Origin of the sequence: Streptomyces sp. NBC_00872 (genome assembly GCF_045161915.1) — a bacterium.
Taxonomy (GTDB): domain Bacteria; phylum Actinomycetota; class Actinomycetes; order Streptomycetales; family Streptomycetaceae; genus Streptomyces.
In genome coordinates, this window is record NZ_CP108806.1 from 4,325,320 (window position 1) to 4,342,488 (window position 17,169).

General features: G+C 69.7%; 10 protein-coding genes. 3 read left to right on the plus strand and 7 right to left on the minus strand.

The window, feature by feature from the left end; all coding sequences use genetic code 11:
• Nucleotides 1-119: 119 nt before the first annotated feature.
• The 5 genes from OG214_RS18485 to OG214_RS18505 all read right to left on the minus strand — a co-directional run bounded on the left by OG214_RS18485 (nt 120) and on the right by OG214_RS18505 (nt 4,344).
• Nucleotides 120-794, minus strand: a complete 675-nt coding sequence (locus OG214_RS18485) for a response regulator transcription factor (RefSeq protein WP_363085026.1) — start codon at nt 792-794, stop codon at nt 120-122.
• Nucleotides 791-2,035 carry a sensor histidine kinase gene (locus OG214_RS18490; RefSeq protein ID WP_405985339.1) on the minus strand — a complete coding sequence of 415 codons (1,245 nt, stop codon included), beginning with the start codon at nt 2,033-2,035 and terminating at the stop codon, nt 791-793. The genes OG214_RS18485 and OG214_RS18490 overlap by 4 nt, the downstream gene beginning before the upstream one ends.
• Before the next feature lie 339 nt (nt 2,036-2,374).
• Nucleotides 2,375-2,788, minus strand: coding sequence for a hypothetical protein (locus OG214_RS18495; protein ID WP_405985340.1), 414 nt, complete (start codon nt 2,786-2,788; stop codon nt 2,375-2,377).
• A gap of 198 nt (nt 2,789-2,986) precedes the next feature.
• Nucleotides 2,987-3,697 (minus strand): TenA family transcriptional regulator, encoded by a 711-nt coding sequence (locus OG214_RS18500; protein ID WP_405985341.1) that lies wholly within the window; start codon nt 3,695-3,697, stop codon nt 2,987-2,989.
• Nucleotides 3,698-3,786: 89 nt separating this feature from the next.
• The gene (locus OG214_RS18505) at nt 3,787-4,344 is read right to left on the minus strand and encodes an EF-hand domain-containing protein (RefSeq protein ID WP_365903349.1); all 558 of its coding nucleotides are present in this window, start codon (nt 4,342-4,344) and stop codon (nt 3,787-3,789) included.
• Nucleotides 4,345-5,069: 725 nt separating this feature from the next.
• Between OG214_RS18505 and OG214_RS18510 the strand changes: the two genes are divergently transcribed.
• Nucleotides 5,070-5,882, plus strand: a complete 813-nt coding sequence (locus OG214_RS18510; RefSeq protein ID WP_405985342.1) for a DUF6801 domain-containing protein — start codon at nt 5,070-5,072, stop codon at nt 5,880-5,882.
• 60 nt (nt 5,883-5,942) lie between these two features.
• Here the strand turns inward: OG214_RS18510 and OG214_RS18515 are convergent, their stop codons facing one another.
• Nucleotides 5,943-8,183: an NACHT domain-containing protein gene (locus OG214_RS18515; RefSeq protein WP_405985343.1), complete on the minus strand. Its 2,241-nt coding sequence runs from the start codon at nt 8,181-8,183 to the stop codon at nt 5,943-5,945.
• A gap of 195 nt (nt 8,184-8,378) precedes the next feature.
• Between OG214_RS18515 and OG214_RS18520 the strand changes: the two genes are divergently transcribed.
• Nucleotides 8,379-8,624, plus strand: coding sequence for a hypothetical protein (locus OG214_RS18520; RefSeq protein ID WP_405985344.1), 246 nt, complete (start codon nt 8,379-8,381; stop codon nt 8,622-8,624).
• A 214-nt stretch (nt 8,625-8,838) separates the two neighbouring features.
• Here the strand turns inward: OG214_RS18520 and OG214_RS18525 are convergent, their stop codons facing one another.
• On the minus strand, nt 8,839-15,876 hold the full coding sequence (locus OG214_RS18525) for a glycoside hydrolase domain-containing protein (protein WP_405985345.1): 7,038 nt from the start codon (nt 15,874-15,876) through the stop codon (nt 8,839-8,841).
• 719 nt (nt 15,877-16,595) lie between these two features.
• On the opposite strand from OG214_RS18525, the gene OG214_RS18530 reads away from it, so the two are divergent.
• Nucleotides 16,596-17,033: a hypothetical protein gene (locus tag OG214_RS18530; protein WP_405985346.1), complete on the plus strand. Its 438-nt coding sequence runs from the start codon at nt 16,596-16,598 to the stop codon at nt 17,031-17,033.
• Nucleotides 17,034-17,169: the final 136 nt, after the last annotated feature.

Here is a 17,169-nt window from a genome sequence, read left to right on the forward strand (position 1 = left end):
TGCGGACCAGCCCCCGCCGGGCGGACGGAACGTCGAGGACACGCCCCAGGGGCCGGGGCCCTCCGCCTCCGACGGCGATGTGCTCGGGGTGCCGGGGGCGGCCCCGGGGAGGGGTCGTCCTACTCGCCCGGGGCCACCAGCCCCGATTCGTACGCGAAGACCACCGCCTGGGCGCGGTCGCGCAGGTCGAGCTTGGTGAGGACGCGGCTCACATGCGTTTTCACCGTCTGCCCGGCCAACACCAGCGTCTCCGCGATCTCCGCGTTGGACCGGCCGCGGGCCACCAGGGTGAGCACCTCGGTCTCGCGTTCCGTCAGGGCCTTGAGCCGCAGCGTGGACCTGCCTCGGGCGGCGGGACGTTGCCGGGCGAAGTCCGCGATCAGGCGGCGCGTCACGGAGGGGGCGAGCAGCGCGTCGCCCGAGGCGACGACGCGTACGGCCGTGATGAGGTCGGCCGGCGGCGCGTCCTTGAGCAGGAATCCGCTCGCGCCCGCCCGCAGCGCCTCGTAGACGTAGTCGTCGACGTCGAACGTGGTGAGCATCAGGACGCGCGGCAGGTGTGTCACGCCCGGCGGGGGCGTGAGGAGTCGGCGCGCGGCGTCGAGACCGTCCATCTCGGGCATGCGGACGTCCATCAGCACGACGTCGGGATGGGTGCGCCGGCTGAGCTCGACGCCCTGCGCGCCGTCGGGGGCCTCGCCCACCACGTCGATGTCGCTCTGGGCGGCCAGCAGCGCGGCGAAACCCGCACGCACCATGGCCTGGTCGTCGACGACGATGACACGGATCGTCATGTGAAGTCCTTTTCCTTCAGGAGAAGTTGGGCGGCCACCCGGAACCCGCCGTCCGGCAGCGGCCCCGCGTCGAGGGTGCCGCCGAGGAGCCGCACCCGCTCGCGCATGCCGACGAGCCCGTGACCGGTGCCGCCCGCCTCAAGCGGCGCGGCGGGCGGCTCGGGCGGCGACCCGTTGACGACGAGGACGGTGAGCCGCGCGCCGGACTCCGAGCCGGACTCCGCGCCGGACTCCGACACCGACACCCGCGTCGGAGCACCCGGCGCGTGCCGCACGACGTTCGCGAGGGCCTCCTGGACGATGCGGTACGCGGCAAGGGCCTCCGCCTCGGGCACATCGGTGGCGCAGGGGGTGAACTCCACCGGCAGGCCTGCCCTCGCCGTCGCTTCCACCATCTGCCCGATCTGCGCCAGGCCCGGCTGGGGTGCGAGCTCGCCGTGCGCCTCCTCGTTCCGCAGCACACCGAGGAGCCGTCGCATCTCGCCGAGCGACCGGCGCGCGGTCGCCGCGATGGACGTGAACTCCTCCCGCACGTCGGGCGGCAGCCTGTCGAGGCGGTACGCGGCGGTGTCCGCCTGCACCGTGATGACGGACATGTGGTGCGCCACCACGTCGTGCAGCTCGCGCGCGATACGGGCGCGTTCTTCCAGCAGTGTCCGCCGGCCGCGCTCGGCCTCGCTGATCGTCTTCTGCTCGGCCAGCCCGCGCTGCGCCTCGTGCCGCTCGCGGAGCGCGGCGGCGAGCACGAGTGCGACGGCGCCGAGGATGGTGAGCAGTGTGCCGTTGCCGCGCGTGCCGTGGGGCGCGGCGAACTCCAGGCCGACGCCCGCGCCCGCCGTCGCCAGCCACACCAGCAGCAGCGTCCGGCGCGGCTCGCGCAGGCCGAGGGCCAGGCAGAGGCCGACGTACCCGACGATCTCCATCGGCGGGAACGGCCACACCAGCCGCTCTTCGAAGTCGGCGGCGAGCAGGACGAGCGCCCCGGCCACGTCCGCGGCGAAGACCATGTACCAGGCCCGCAGCGGACGGACGACGGCGAGCAGCAGCGGTGCCGTCTGCACAACGGCCAGCCCGCTCGCGATGCCGCCGTTCAGGCCGTAGTCGGCACCGAGCACCTGGATGGTGGTGGGCAGCAGGGCGAAGAACAGCAGGAACGCAACGCCCCACGGCAGCAGCCGTACCCATCGACGTGAAGCCCCGGCGAGCAGCGCGCGCGGGCGTTCCTCCCTCGCTGAGGTCATGGGCCCCAGTCTATGTACGGCGGGACGGCGTCAGAGAGCGCGCGTCGTCATCACCCCGGGGGGCCCGGGGGGTTCACGCACCGGTCCCGGAGCGGGAGGGCGCCACTTCACGCGCCTCGGTCGACTGCCGCCGCCGCGCAAGCAGCATGGAGTTCGGCGAGTATCCCTTCGGCTTCGACCCGGACCTCACGAACAACACGGCGGTCCTGACCGTCAACTGACCAGCCCGTGGGTTCGGAGCAAACCGCCCGAGCGGCTGCTCCGAACCCACGCTTCCGCCGCGAGGCCGGTGACACGGTTCGTCACCTGGCACCCGGACCGGCCTGAACATGTATCAGTTCAGTGGCGCGGCCGGTCGAACCAGTCCCTGGTGTTCTGCCTGGTCAAGAGGACGATCACGAGGGCGCCGGCCGCGACACCAAAGCCCCACGCGCCGTTGGGCAGCTTCGCGTCGATCGCGGTGCTGGTGATGATCGATGAGCCGACGATGACCAGTGAGCCGACGACAACTGCGCCGATGCGGACGCCCTTGCCGCCGTTGGGGCACTTCGCGGCAACGACGATCGCGGCTGCGGCGAGCATCCCGAACGGAAGCGCCGCAAGGAGGAGCACGCCAACTATCAGTCCACCCATGGCACCGGTCTCCAAGGTGGCAGCGGCCACTACGAGCCACAGGGCAGCGAGAATGTTCCCCGCGCCCACCGTGAGAAGCAGGGCGCGGACGGACCTGACGGCGCCAGGCATCTGGCTCATGCGGGTTCCTTTGAACGGGCTCACGTGAGTGGAGGCGCACACTGCACCGCCTGCCACCCTTCGTCGCCGTGCACCGGTGCGCGGCGTTGTGGCAGGGGCACAGGGGCACAGGATAGGACCAGGTCCCGCTCCGCACACCGTATCGACAGACAACCTGGCTCAACGCCCGCCGTATGACCGGCGTGGACTCCGCCGTGATCAGTTTTGCCGTGAAGGACCCAGTTCGGACAGATCGCTGTAGAGGCGGTTCAGCGCGTACGCGCCCAGGCCGAGGCCCTGGTCGATTCTGCTTCGTGCGGCTGGGTTCTGATAGTGGGGTTCCAGCAGCAGGAAGAAGTCCTCCGCGTGTTGTTCGTCGATTTCGGAGTGGAGGCCGTAGTGCGTCAGGTCGGCTGGGGCGACCCAACCGCGGTTCACCGCCGCGCTGCCCGTGATCGCCGACACCGAGGCGAATGCGTACTCGATCGCGCCCATGCAGCCGATTCCTACCTGCGGGTCCTCCCATGTACACACCGCGCTGAGAACGCTGTTGTACGCGTGGACGGCCGGCATCATCTTCAGGCCGTTCAGCCGTACGGTGTCGCTGCCGATGCTCGCCAGAAATCGGCGGAAGGTCTCGTGATGGAATTCCCGCGGGCGGAATCCGCCGTGTTCTTCCACCACATTGCCCAGGATGCCGACGCGGTCCGCGGGGTGCTCGATCCGGGACACCAGCACAGCCATCGGGCGGGCGAAGTAGGTGACGGCGAAACCTAGTTGCTCCTGGCTTGTGCGGAAGTTCTCCAATGACATGCTTCCGTCCACCAGCGTTCGGAAGTACGGATTGTTCAGTACACCGGTCTCGTCCACGATGCGCTTGGCGTGCGCTGTCACCAGCGGGGCCCTGGTTGTCCGCAGATGGGTGGTCACGGTCTTTTCTCCTGGCGTGTTGTTCCTGAGCGCGGGTCGAAGTGGGACCGGCGGAGCCGGAGGAGAGGACACTGTCCGGTTCTGTCGACTCAGGAACGCAGGGCTCCCAGAAGGCGGTGACCTCGGTCGTTCGGATCAGTACTGCTGTGGAACACGCGAATGGCGGCTCTCAGCTCATCAGTTGAGATGGAACCGGAGCCGTCGGTGTCGATGTCGCCGAACGACACGTCGATATCTTCGTCGCTCAGCGCGAAAGACGACTGAAACAGACGCTTGAACTCGGACTTGTCGAGTTCGCCGTCTCCGTCGACGTCGGCGGTGGCCACGAAGACCTTGGCGGACGGCGTGACAATCCGCGCGTAATCATCCGGCTTGTCCCCCAGGCTGACGAACCCGGCCAGGAATTCATCGCGTGATACGACGCCGTCCCCGTCTGTGTCCATAGGGACGAACAATCTCCTCCAGTACTCCAGAAGGGATCTCCGCAGCGCGTCGGCGGGCGCGGTTCCTGGAGTGAGTTTGAACTCCCGCGTCGTACGGCCCACCCAGGCGTACACGTCGGTTTCGCCGACCCACCCGTCCCGCTCGTGATGGAACACGGTGTAGTAATGCCGGGCCTTGCTGTGGATAATGGATTCTTCCGGCACGCGAAGACCTCGCATTTTCTTGTGCGATGGGCGAATCGAATACCCACCGCGACCCGGTCCACGAGCAATGACTCGTGAGCCCAGGGTGGCACCCCTCCCCTTCCCGGACGCCGGCACCAAAGGTTGACCACTCATTCGAGTGAGTAATTCGACCTGGCGGTTTCAGCCCGGTTCAAGGGCGGACGTGAGGGCGGGGCAGCCCTCCGAAAGGGCCGACGCTGATCCACCAGCGGTCCCGTCCCCGGCGGATACGGTGAGCGATCCCGGGGAGTTCCTCCGCGCCCACACCGACGGCCTCGCGGACGCCGTCGGGTTTCACCGCTTGGGGGCAGTGGGTGGCCCTGTCGCGCGTGTGGCTGCCGCCGGCAGGTCGGCTGCCCTGGAACGTTGATCGCTTTCCTGGACGACGCCCACCTCCGAGGTGTGCTGTGCCGGGCCGGCGCGGTCCGCCAATTCCGTCACGCTCAACTCCACGACCGCCTCGCCCAATTGTTCCACGCGCACCACCCCTCTCGCCGATCGAATTCAGCGGGCAGGACGGACCCGGAACCTTCACCGACCGGAACAGCGTGTCGTTCCGGAGAAGCTCCATAATCGAGTACCGATGGAAAACGCAGCGGACCACGTCACGGAGGTGGCATATGACTGACAGGCGCGGGAAGGGAAGTCCCGGGGTGAGGATCGCCCTTGGGTTAGTCACGGCGTCAGGAGCCGCCGTCGGGGTCATGGGGGTTTTCGGAGCCGGAACCGCGGTCGCACAACCGGTTTCGCTGACGCTGAAGTACACATGCGACGTTCCGTGGATCGAAGACCAGCACATCACGGCGCGGATCGACGCGAATCTCCCGGCGTCGGTCGCGCTCGGCCAACCCAGTAAGAAAATCGCCATCCGCGCGGGAACGACGGTGGCCGCGGACATCACACCGTGGATCGGCCGGATCGGTGTGAAAACCGTTGAGGGCACGGTGGACGCGAAGATCAAGGTGGACGCGCCACAGGGCGACAGGCAGATCGGAGTGCCTCTCGACATCACCAGGACCAACATCCCGGCATCCGGTTCCTTCGGCATCACGGCGACCGGCGCCGCGCTCACTCCCGCTTTCACCCGGCCGGGCACCGCGCGGATCACCGTCGGTGACATCGTCCTGAACGTCGTCGGGAAGAAGGCGAGCGGCGAGGCCCTCGAACTCTCCGTGCCGTGCACGCTGGACGGCGGGCAGGAAAACTTCGCCGGGTCGTTCAAGATCACGAAGACGGGTACCGGCTCGGGCACGAACGGCGGACCGGGCACGGACGGCGGCTCAGGCACGGATGGCGACGGCACGACAGCCCCGGGCGCCACGCCTACGGCGGCCTCCGCGGCCGGGGGGTCGTCTCCGACGGGAGACGCCGCCAACGGTACGGGGACGGGCACCATCGCGGATACCGGCGGGGACACCGAGGACCTGATTCTGCCGGCCGTCGGCATTCTCGCCGCGGGCGCCGCCGCCTTCTGCCTCGGCTCGCGACTGAACCGCCGCCGCGCCGCCGACGGCTGAGGCGACCGTACAAGGAGCCCGGTCGGACCCGCCTGCTCCGCGGCTGCTCGCCCCACAAGCTCAGGGTCGTGTCATTCGCGCGGAAGTGGGGCGGTTCAGCGGGTCGTGGTGGACGTCGCTGCGGATGAGGAAGTCCTGGAGCTCGCGGTGGCGGAACTGGTACGCGATCCCGGCGGTGCGCGTCAGACCCGCGTCGCAGCACCAGTCGAGGAAACGGCCGAGGCGCCAGGGCAGTGGTTCGTCGGACCACCAGCGGCGGGTACAGAGCAGGAAGGCTACGTAGCGGACACCGGCGGCGCCGAGGGCCGGGCCGGCGCCGGTCCTGAACAGGGGTCCGAACGCACGCCAGGGCCTGAAGAGCGCGTCGAGCGCGCCCCGGTAACCGCATCTGAACAGGCGGTTGTAGAGGAGCGCGAGCGCACGCCCGCCGCCGAGACCGAACAGCAGCATGTAGATGAGTACCGCCCCGAGCGCGAGTTCGGGGCCCAGGGCGAACCAATAGAAGGGGACGAACGCGAGCCCGACCACAAGGCCGGTCGCGAACCCGGTCACGAGGTCGTCCCGCACCATGCCGCGCGGCGACGCGTTCCCGTGTGACCTGCGAGTTTTGTGTGCGTCCGAAAGCACACCCGCCAGTCCGGCGCCGACCATCGCACCACCGGCGAGCCCTACCACCGATCCGTATACGAGCCCGGTCACCAGCCCGACGACATTCCCGAAGTCGGCCACGACCACGAGCACTCCCCAGAAGAGCCCGCCCACAAGCCCGTTCACGAGCTGGCGTCTTTCAGCAGGCGTCCGGGCGGTTACTCGTTGCAGCCGGGACGGTACGGGCCAGGGCGGGACTCCGATGAGAAGACCGGCCGCCACCATGAGTGCCACGTTCACCGCGTACACGTGCCAGGCGTCGAGCAGGACGGCGGGCAGGTCGACGACGGCCCACACCGCGACGGTCAGCAGGACGTGGACGGTGCGGGCGCGGCGGTGGCCGGTGAGCGGCCACAGTTCGTGGAGTACGAGGTCGGTGCCCGACAGCTGCCGTCCGGCCACCACGCGGACGCCGGTGGTGTTGGTGTGCAGGTAGCGGGCGAGGACTGTCAGCCAGGTGCGTACCTGCTGCCGGGTGTAGGGCCCTGTCGTACCGCCTGCCGGGGAGGCGCCGAGGATGAACAGATCGAGCAGGTGGTCCCGGATCTGCTCGGGGGTCCCCAGGGCGCGCTCAAGGAGATCCCCGGGATCACGGACCCAGCGACCGTCGGGGTGACGTTCGTCGTAGACGGCGAGGGCTACGGTCAGCCGCCAGGGTGTGGACAGGCCCAGGGCCAGTGGACCGGCCGGGTCGGCGCGGAGGGCGTTCAGAACGGGTGTCCAGCGGGCCAGGGTGCGGGTGCGGGCGGCGACGAACGTCTCGGTCGCGGCCAGGCTGACGCGGGCGATGTCGATACGGGAGGCGTCCTCTGCCCACAGAGCCGCGTCTTCGAGAGCGACGTAGGGGGCGCTGCGGCAAGTGAGGACGAGCTGGCCCTTGGTGGTGCCATGGAGGTAGCTGTTCATGGCCTCCAGAGCGGCCGCGGCGCGGGAGCCGTGCCCGGGATTCTCGTCGGCGTCCATCTCGTCGAGCCCGGGACTCTCGTCGGCGTCCATCTCGTCGAGCCCGTCGAGCACGGGGAGGATCAGTCGGTCGGTGACAAGGGCGGCGGCCGCGGTCGGGCGTAGCTGGTAGGTACGGGTGAGATGGTCGGCGAGCCAGGTGTCGAGCTTGTTCCGGTCGGGGTCGAAGGTGGATAACGACAGGCGTACGGGAACGGGGCCGCCCGGCGCCCGGTCGGCGAGGAGGAGCAGCATGAGGTGGAGGGCGAGTACGGTCTTGCCGGCTCCGGGTGCGCCGGTGATGACGAGGCGGCCTGACCGGAGATCACGGTAGTAGGCGGCGACTTCTTCCAACGTGCCTTGGGGCGCCGCGCCGGTGGCGGGGTGGGCGGGGGAGGGCAGGAAGGTGAACTCGACGTTGATGGTGCGGTCGCTGCCGCCGAGGAGTCTGTGGCGGGCTTCCTCCTCGCGTTCCCTGATGATGCCGGCGAGGCGGTCGGCGAGTCCGGCGGTGTCGGTGTCCTGCCATGCCTGGGAGGACACCGCCTGGTGCAGGCCCGCTATCGCCAGCACCAGGCTGACCAGCCCGACCACCAGCCCGCCCGGGTCCACATCCCCGGTTCCCGCCCGAACGGCTATGGTGACGGCCACCCCCACGGCCACCACCGTCAGCGCCAACCAGCCCCACCGCATGTGACGTGCCGTCCCCATCTGACCATCCTCACCAATGGCTTCGTTGTTTTCCAGGGAAACAGCCCCTGCGCCGGTACGACTTCAGGGTCAGCGGCAGGAGACCGGTCCAGAATGTGGGCATGGACGTCCCCCATCCGAGCCGATCTCGCCCTCCGCCCGGCCTCCGAAGCGCGACGGCGGACGCCCATCTCCGGGGCCGGCGTCCTGCGACCGATGTGGAACATCGGAAACCGGACCCCGGCCGGCGAACCGGTCCTCGACATCGCCCGGCTCTGGGTGGAGTTCACGCCCTTCCTGGAGCCCGGTGGGCAGGCCTCGGTACGGCTTGCTCCTCTTGACGCCTCGCGGTGGCAGCACCTTCGGCCCGGCCAAGTGATCACCATGCACGAGGACCGATCCGTGGCCGGCACGGCGGTCGTCCTGGAGGCTCGTCGGCCTGCGACCACGTTCACCGCGTAGAAACGAGCGCCGTCGGCTCGTGCCGTCGGCGCACCCGGTGCCGGCCTCGCGGACGGCGGTGGCGTGCTGGACGCGGCTATGCCGACGGCCCCTCCGGGCGAACACCAGGGTTCGCCCGAAGGGGCCGGTCGTCGTCGGCGGTGCGCCTCTCGCGGTTACGTCGTGCCCAGCGCCCTGGGGATCACCTGGGCCCCGTCCACACCGGTGACCGGAGTCAGGCGCCGCCGACCGAACGTACCCCGATGCCTCCGATCCCCCCGATGCCTCCGATGCCTCCGATGCCGAACAGGCCCGAGTGGGGCCACAAGCCGGATCCCGCGATCGCGGCGTCACCGGCGTCACGGCCCTTGCCGCCGGCCGTGAGCGGCCGGTCGTCGCGGTCCGTGAGCTGGAACCCGACCGTGTAGGTCCGGGTGACCGAACCGTTGGCCGAGGTCACCTTGATCGTGCGGGTGGTGAACCGGGATCCGGTCGACGAGAGGACCGGACTGCCGTCGGTGACCTTCACCCGCGCGCCGGACCGGGCCGGTACGGCGGAGACGGCCGGGATCTTCTTGTTCTTCGGCCAGTCGACGACGTACGTGGACACGGCGGGGTCGAAGCCGTCGATCGCGACGCCTCCGACGGTGATCGCCTTCGCGTCGGCGACAGCGGCCTTGGTGGCGTCCGCGTAGTTCCTCACCGTGACCGACCCGTCGGCGTTGACGACGACGCGCGCCGACATCGCCGCCGCCAGGTTGATCCGCTCCCAGCTCGCTCCGCCGTCCGCCGTGAGGTCGAGCGGGTACCCGGAGTCCGTCGCGGTCTGCTCCAGGATCTGCGTGCGCTGCTCGGTGGTGAGGTCCGGGAACGCGGTGATCAGCAGGGCCGCCGCGTCGGACGGTGTCCTGAGAGCCTGCCCGGACTTCCCCACCTGGGAGAACCCGTAGGTCAGGCGCCGCGTGTACAGGTCGACGTGCTGCGCCGTGCTCAGACCGCCGTAGGAGTCGCCCTCGCAGGCCGCGAGCGTGTCGCCGTATCCCTCCTTCTCGCACTGCGCGAGCAGCACGTTCTCCATCTCGGTGCGGGCCTGGGTCAGCAGCTTCGCGAAGTCGGGGTCCGCCCATCGGTGCGCGACGGTGGCCTGTCCGGCGATGCGCCCGCCCATGACGTCGAGCGGGTAGTGGAACCCGAGGACGATGCGGTTGTCCCCGTACTCCGAGGTGCGCGCGAGGATCGACGGTGCCAGCTCCGGCAGGAGCGTGGCGAGGATGGTTCCGGCTTCGTAGCCGCCGTAGGTGTGGCCGCTCGGGTACGAGCCGCTGGTGGCGAGGCTGCCGTACGAGCCGTCCTGCGACTCGTAGATGCCGCCGCCGTCGCCGACGAACCCGAGCCGCACATACGGGCGCGGGTAGGCGTAGTGGTCCTTCGCCGCGTCGACCTTGTCGAGGTCCTTCGTGACGCGGGAGAACAGTGCGCTGGTCTTCGGCAGCCGGCCGCCGTCCAGGGCGTCGCGGTAGATCTGGCCGAGCCGGGAGCCGAGACCGTCGGCCATCGTGACGGTGGCGCTGTTCGTCGCGTCGACCTCGGCGCGGTCCACCTCCTTCTGTGTCGCCGCGTTGTTGACACCCACCGCGATCCGGTCGTTCTCCGCGGTGAGCGCGGTGCCGTTCGGCACCTTGGCGTCGGCTCCGAGGATGTCGGCGCCGAGGTCCTCGATGCCGTTGAGCAGGCCGTAGAAGTAGTCGGTCCCGTCGCCGGTGCCCGGCCACTTGTCCGACGCGTAGGCCGCGTTGAGCGTGTCGTCCGGGAAGGGGGACGGCTCGTACGCCGGGTCGGAGGCGTCCGGTGCGGCGGTCGCGGTGGCATCCGCCGCAGCGGTCGCCGTGGCGGTCGCGCGGGAGTCGTCCGAGGTTCCCGCCAGGGTGACCGCGGTCACGGTGGCCGTGTGCGCCTTGGCCTTGCCCGTGGTCGTGAGCAGTGCCGTGCCGGTCGTGGCGGGCACATGCGCGGTGGTCCCGTCGCCGAGGGCCACGGTGTAGCCGATGACCGGGAATCCGCCGTCGCCGGCCGCCCGCCAGGTCACACGGACCTGCTTGCCGTCGGTGATCACCCCCGTCACGGCCGGCTTCTGCGGCTTGCCGCCGCCGGTCACCACGGGCGCCGTGGCGGCGCTCGGGCGCGAGGCGCCGAACGCGTTCACCGCCTGGACGCGTGCCGTGTACGACCTGTTGGCCCGCAGCCGGGTGAACGTCGTGCTCCGGCTGTCCGGATCGTGGATCTCGACCTGGTGGCCGTCGCCGAGGGTGACCCGGTAGCCGGTGACCGGTGAGCCGCCGGTGTCCTCGGGCGCGGACCAGGCGACGGTCACGCTGGAGCCTGACGACGTCGCCGACACCGCGTCAGGCGCGGCGGGCGCCGTCCTGGGCTTCGTGGTGAGCGCGGACAGGGCGTGGCGGAGGGTCCCGTACCGCGCGGTGAGGGCCGCGTCCGTGGCCGTGTCGTCCTCGACCGCGGTCCTCGCCTCGGCGAGCGCCTTGGTGAACGCCTTCCACGACGTGTCCGTGTAGCGGTCGTTGTCGAGGGCCGACGCGGTCGTGACCAGGTCCTCCAGCCGCAGCCTCGCCACCGGGACCAGCTGTTCGGCGGCCAGGGTGAGGCTGCGCGTCCGGGTGTCGACTTCGAGCCGCGTCGCGTCGTCGGTGTCCACGAGGGCGCGCGCCGCGGCGAGTTCGCGCTCGTACACACCGAAGTCGATCGCGTTGTAGCGCTCCGCGTCGCCGGAGAGTCCCTCGTACCGCTCGATCGCGTTGCGCAGGGCGGACTTGTCCGTGACGACGGGCGTGTCGACGTGGTCGAAGGTGATCCGGCCCAGATTCGCGACGTACGGGTGCGAGGAGTCCGGGTTCGTCGTCAACCGCAGATGGACGGCGTGCGTGCCGGTGATCGCCTTGGGCAGTGTCAGACTCGTCGTCCCTCCTGACGACCACGCGCTTCCGGTGACCGGCAGCGGTACGGTCGCGTACGGCGTGCCGGGGTCGGCCGCGTCGAAGGAGTCCAGATAGAGCTGGACGGCGGAACCGGTGCCGCAGCGGGCGGAGTTGTTGACGTAGGTGATCGTGACGGTGCTCTTCGGGGAGCCGCCGAAGTCGATGTCCCCGTAGTCGAGCCAGGCTCCGTCGTAGGTGCCGCCGAGGTCGGTGGTGGACCCCGAGCCGGTCCAGCCGACCGGCTCGCTCTTGAGCCCGCCGCCGCTGTTCGAGCGGAACGCGGTGGCGTCGAAGCCCACGGGGGCGCCGGCGTCCTGCGTCAGGGTCAGCGAGTAGACGTTGGCCACATAGGGCTGGGCGGTGGTCTGCGTGCTGGAGACGAACGCCGCGTACACGTCCTGGACGCCGGTGAAGACGCCCGGGTCGAGCCGCACGCTCGTGGTGGCGATGGTTCCCCAGCCCGATCCGCTGTAGTCGAGGGGGATGTCGACGCTCCTCGGGCCGTCCTTCGAGCCGAGGCGCAGCTCGATGTGCGAGTCCGACGCGGCGCGCGACTGGGGTTTGTCATAGCTGACGGTGACGGTGTCGGCGCCGTCGCGGAGGTCGGTGTCCTGCCACCGCGCCCACGCGCCGTTCGTCACGTTCTCGAAGATGCCGTTCGAGAGGTTGAGCGGGAGCGAGCCGTCGCCGGTCGTGGTGGGGTTCACCGCGGTCAGCGTGGCGAGCGTGGTCGTGGGGGACGCGGAGACCTCGTACGGCGAGAACTGGTACCAGTCGAAGTTCGACACCCACTGCTGGCCGGACGGGGCGTGGAACACGAACGTCGCGCTCTCCGCGTCCAGCAGGGCGTCCGGGTCGGTGACGGGCGCCTGCACCGTGCTGTAGTACTGCCAGCCGCCGGTTCCTGGGAGCTGGACGGTGGCGACGACGGGACCGTCGGCGGCGCCGGCGTGGATGTCGACGCTGCTCGGTTCGGCGTTCGTCGCCTGCGAGTTCGCGTAGCGGACCGAGACGCTCTGCGGGGCGACCCCGCCGAAGTCCAGCTTGGTGAACCGCTCCCACGAGCCCTCGGTGACGCCGCCGAGGTTGCCGTCCGAGTTGTTCCGCTCGCTGATGAGGCTGGGGCCCTCCTTCTGGTCGGGGTCCTCGGCCTGGAGGACCGCGTAGCCGCCCTCGTCGATGGTGAGCGCGTCGATGGCGGAGTGCAGCGCGTCGTCCGCGGCCATGATCGTGCCGGTCGCGGACGCGGTGTCCGCGAGGACGGTCCGCGCGCGTTCGAGCGCCGACCGGAACAGGCTCCAGGAGCCGTCGGAGTAGTTGCCGCCGCGCACCAGGGACGCCTGGTCGACGAGTGCGCCGAGGGCCTCGCGATGCACCGCGGCGGCGGAGATGACGAGCGGGTCGGTCGGGGATATCCCGGTGCCGCCCACCGTCGAGGCCCGCACGCCGTGGGCGAAGGCCGTGTCGTGGAACGTGATGCCGAAGCGCGCGTCGACCTTCGCGGTGCCGGTGAGCGACAGCGTCGCCGTGCGCGAGCCGCTGACGCGGAGGTCCGCCGTGACACCGCCCGGCAGACCGGTCACGGTCGCCGCCCCGGTCCTGGTGAGGCTCGTTCCCTTGCGGGCGGCGAACGACGCCGGTCCGTCCAGGGTCAGCTTCACACTGCCGTCGACGGTGCCGTCCGCGGCGGTGCCGACGGTGCCCGGCCGGGCGGAGACGACGGTGTCGCCCTTCTCCGTTCCCGTACCGCCGTCACCCGTGTCGCCGTCACCCGTACCGCCGTCACCCGTGTCGCCCGAGTCGGTGTTCAGCGAGTACGCGGGCTTCGTGTGGGCGCCCCACCGGGAGGGCTTGGAGCCCATGGTGAAGTCCAGGGTGCCGCCGGAGATGATCTGGGAGTAGTCGAGCCACGTGTTGTCGAACCGCTTGCCGTTGAGGGTCGCGTTCTGCACGTAGTAGTTGCTCCGCGAGACCCCGTCGGCCTTCACCGTGAACCGGGAGCCGTTGGCGTAGGTGATCGTCGTGGAGTCGAAGAACGGGCTGCCGATCTGGAACTGGCTGGAACCGGCGGTCACCGGGAACAGGCCCAGGGCGGCACCGACGAACATGGTCGACATGGTGCCGGCGTCGTTGTCCATGGTCGGCAGGAAGCCGTTCGGGGAGAGCTTGTAGACCTGGGTCTTGACCGGCGGGGTGAACTGGCCGCCGGAGCTGGGGGCCTCGTTCGTGGAGCCCGTCGCGATGTAGCGGTTCCAGGTCGTGCCGGTGTAGATGGCGCGTACCCACTTCTGCGTCAGGCTCGGCTCGCCCACGTAGTTGAACAGGTACGGGGCCTGGAGGTCGATCTCGTTCGCGTTGGAGTGCAGCATGGTCGAGCCGTCGTCGGCGGTGGAGTCCTCGCCGAACATGTGCCTGACGGCGGCCTTCCCGGCCTTCGGGCCGCCCATGGCCTCGATGAGGCCGCCCATGTCGTACGCGTCGTACCAGTGGTACTGCCACAGCGTGCCCTGGTAGAGGCCGGCCGCCTCGAACCTCTCGTAGTCGGCGCTCTGCCAGTCACCGCCCGCGGCGCGCGGGGTGAGCAGACCGACCTCGGTGCCGTCGGCCGCGGTCCAGGCGCCGGACTTCACGAGGTTGTCGATCGCCATGGTCGACTGGGTGCGCAGCTTCTTCGCGTCCGCCTTCTTGCCGAGCGCGTCGGCGATGACGGAGAGCGCCCACTGGTCGTAGCCGCGCTGGACGGTCGTACCGGGATCCCCGGTGACGTATCCCTGGCGCAGCTGCGCCCCCGTGTAGAAGCCGGAGTAGGACAGCAGCGCCGGGTACGCCTCGTCGAGCCGGTCGAAGTTCGTGAAGCCCTTCGACAGCGCGTCGGCGACCAGCACGGCCGAGCGCTCCCAGCGCACGGTCGGGACCGAGTGGGTGAGGCTGCCGAGGCTCTTGCCGGAGGTGCGCGCGTCGGCGAAGAGCACGACGAGCGACTGCACCATGTCCCGGTAGGTGGCCGGGTCGATGTACGCCTCGACGGAGTACTTGCGGAAGTCGTCCCAGGTGGACCAGCCGTCGTAGTACGTGAAGCCGTTCGCCTTGTGCACCGCTCCGTCGGCGCCGCGGTACGTACCGCTGGTGCTGGTGGCGTTCACCGGCAGCGCGTACATGCGGTACAGGTGCGTGTAGAACTCCTTGGTGAGCGTCGACCCGGGGTCGGACTTCGCCGAGGAGCGCACGGCGACGGCGCCGAGCGCGCTGTTCCACTCGGCCTTCGTCCGGGCGCGCGCCTGGTCGAAGGTGAGGCCGCCGACCTCGGCGCGCTGGTCGATCGCGGCCTGTTCCGCGCTGATCGGGGACAGCGTGACGCGCAGTTCGATGTCGTCCCCGGCGGACTTGTCGAACCCGAGGACGGCGCCGGTGTCGGACCCGTCCCGCGTGGTCGCGTCGCTGAGCCTGCCGTCGTTGCCCCAGCTCTTCAGGGAGGTCACGGGGACGTTCGTGGTGGCGTTGTAGTACAGCTGGTACGAGGCGCCGTTGAACGACCCCGCGACGAGCCCGGTGATCGAGGTGGTCCCGTCAGGGAGCGTCGTCGCCTTCATGGTCGAGCGGGTGCGGCTGGTGAAGTTGTTCGCCAGGTCGAGGACGAGCTGGGGGTTCGAGCCGGCGGGGAAGCTGTACCGCTGGAGCGCGGTGCGCGTCGTCGCGGCCATCTCGGCCTTGATGGTGCCGGAGTCCTGCTTCACCGACGACCCGGTGCCGGAGAGGGCCCCGAGGCCCACCTGGTAGTAGCCGGGCGTCGCGGTCTCGTCGTCGTGGCTGTACGGGTGGGCGTACGTGCCGGTGGCGGGGCGGCTGTCGTACTGCACGGAGGTCGGGACGACGAGCAGGTCGCCGCCGCCTCCCGAGCCGCCGACGCCGTCGAGGTTCGTCGAGGTGAACCCGGCGATGTGGTCCTCGTTGTAGTCGTACCCGGTGTGGTTGCGGTTCGGCGTGGTCAGCGGGTTGACCTTGGCCAGACCGTGAGGCGCCTGGGCGCCCGGCAGGTCGTTGCCGTCGTCGCCGGCGGTCGACACGAACGGATCGACGAGTTTCGTGTAGTCCGTACCGCCGGACGTCCCCGCGGACGTGGACGCGACGGGCACGGCCGAGGCCGCGCCGGCACCGGCCAGCGCGCCGAAGCCGAGTGCGCCGGTGAGCAGCACGGCGACCGTCGCGTGCAGGGGCCGATGACGTCGGCGGGCGGTCCGCGGGGGAACCCCGCGGGGCAAGGGGGCTTGGGATGTGATGGGCACGTAACCTCTCCAGCGTCGCGAAATGCCCGCACAGTCCGCCCTGGAAGAAGACAACGTTGTCTGACCGAACACCGGAGCGTGCGGAGTGAGACGGCCGCGGACGCACGGGACAACACCCGTCGCGTTCACGACCGTGCGCCATCAGACAGGGAAAAGGCGTACAACGGGCAAACAGCACTCACACAGAAGGTGCGCGCCGAACGCAGCGAGCGGTCCGCGGCGAGCCGGACGCAGGACGCAGGACGCAGGACGCAGGACGCAGGACGCAGCGAAGGGAGTCACGGCCGTCGCACGCGGCACGGCCTCGGTGACGGGCGGGCCCGGTGAGGGGCAGGCCCGGTGACCGGCGGGCACGGCGACCGGCGGGCACGCGCCAATGGCAGAACCGGCATGGCAGGACAGGCCGCTGGACAGCGTGTACAGGGCCGATGGGGCGTTCAGCACGTCTCACGCCAAGCGGAACGATTCCGAAAAAGCATGGGAGGGGCTCACGGACGCCACGGGGTTCTTCACCGCAGGAATCTATGGAGCCGGCCCCGCAAGCCTTGCGCTCGGTTCCTACACTCTCGAATACGAACTACTCGGGGTGTCCTGCTTCATCTGGCCTGATGGTCAGACAGACATGGACTTGAAAATCACCTGGATTGAGGAAGTATATGTGCCGCACTAGACGAAGCCGGCAATCCCCGCTTGTCGCCATCCTCGCTGCGGTCCTCGTGATGAGTGTGTCCGGCTGCACGGACGAAGGAGATTTCCCCGTCCCGACGGAAGGGCAGGTCGTCGGCGCCTGGAGCAATCCCGGAGGGGACTGGATCAACTTCAAGAAAGACGGGACGGGCCTTATTTCGGCGGGGGCACAGCTTCAACTGAGCAGCCTGATAGAGGAAAGCGAAACCAGAGAGGTGTGTGGGTTTTCCTGGAAGGTGGACACTATTCCTGCGGGAGGGGATGTATGGGTTTCCGTCAACATCCGGGAAGGGCAGTGCGGATCGTCGGGGTTGGGTGATTTTGGCCTGTACGCCTACTCCGCGGAATCCAAAGAACTGCGTCTGTCGCCGGCCGTTGAATTCCCGAAACCCGGCGAGGTCTATTCTCCATCGACGCAAAGCAGCCTGCCGCCCTTGGGCAGGGGGGACGCGGACCCGGCTGACGGGTGATCGATGCGCCCTTCCCCTGCCGGCCGCTGGATCAGGGGATTTTTTTCTCCACGAGGCCGGAAGAGGCGGCAAGTCAAGACCTGAGCGCGGGTTCGAGTCCCGTCACCCGCTCCGTCGCCAAAGGCCCGGGTCAAGG

Excerpts from the sequence above, each read along its gene's own strand:
- OG214_RS18490 (WP_405985339.1), bottom strand. The coding sequence starts at position 2,035 with ATGACCTCAGCGAGGGAGGAACGCCCGCGCGCGCTGCTCGCCGGGGCT.
- OG214_RS18520 (WP_405985344.1), top strand. The coding sequence starts at position 8,379 with ATGTGGAACATCGGAAACCGGACCCCGGCCGGCGAACCGGTCCTCGAC.
- OG214_RS18485 (WP_363085026.1), bottom strand. The coding sequence starts at position 794 with ATGACGATCCGTGTCATCGTCGTCGACGACCAGGCCATGGTGCGTGCG.
- OG214_RS18510 (WP_405985342.1), top strand. The coding sequence starts at position 5,070 with ATGGGGGTTTTCGGAGCCGGAACCGCGGTCGCACAACCGGTTTCGCTG.
- OG214_RS18495 (WP_405985340.1), bottom strand. The coding sequence starts at position 2,788 with ATGAGCCAGATGCCTGGCGCCGTCAGGTCCGTCCGCGCCCTGCTTCTC.
- OG214_RS18530 (WP_405985346.1), top strand. The coding sequence starts at position 16,596 with ATGAGTGTGTCCGGCTGCACGGACGAAGGAGATTTCCCCGTCCCGACG.
- OG214_RS18515 (WP_405985343.1), bottom strand. The coding sequence starts at position 8,183 with ATGGGGACGGCACGTCACATGCGGTGGGGCTGGTTGGCGCTGACGGTG.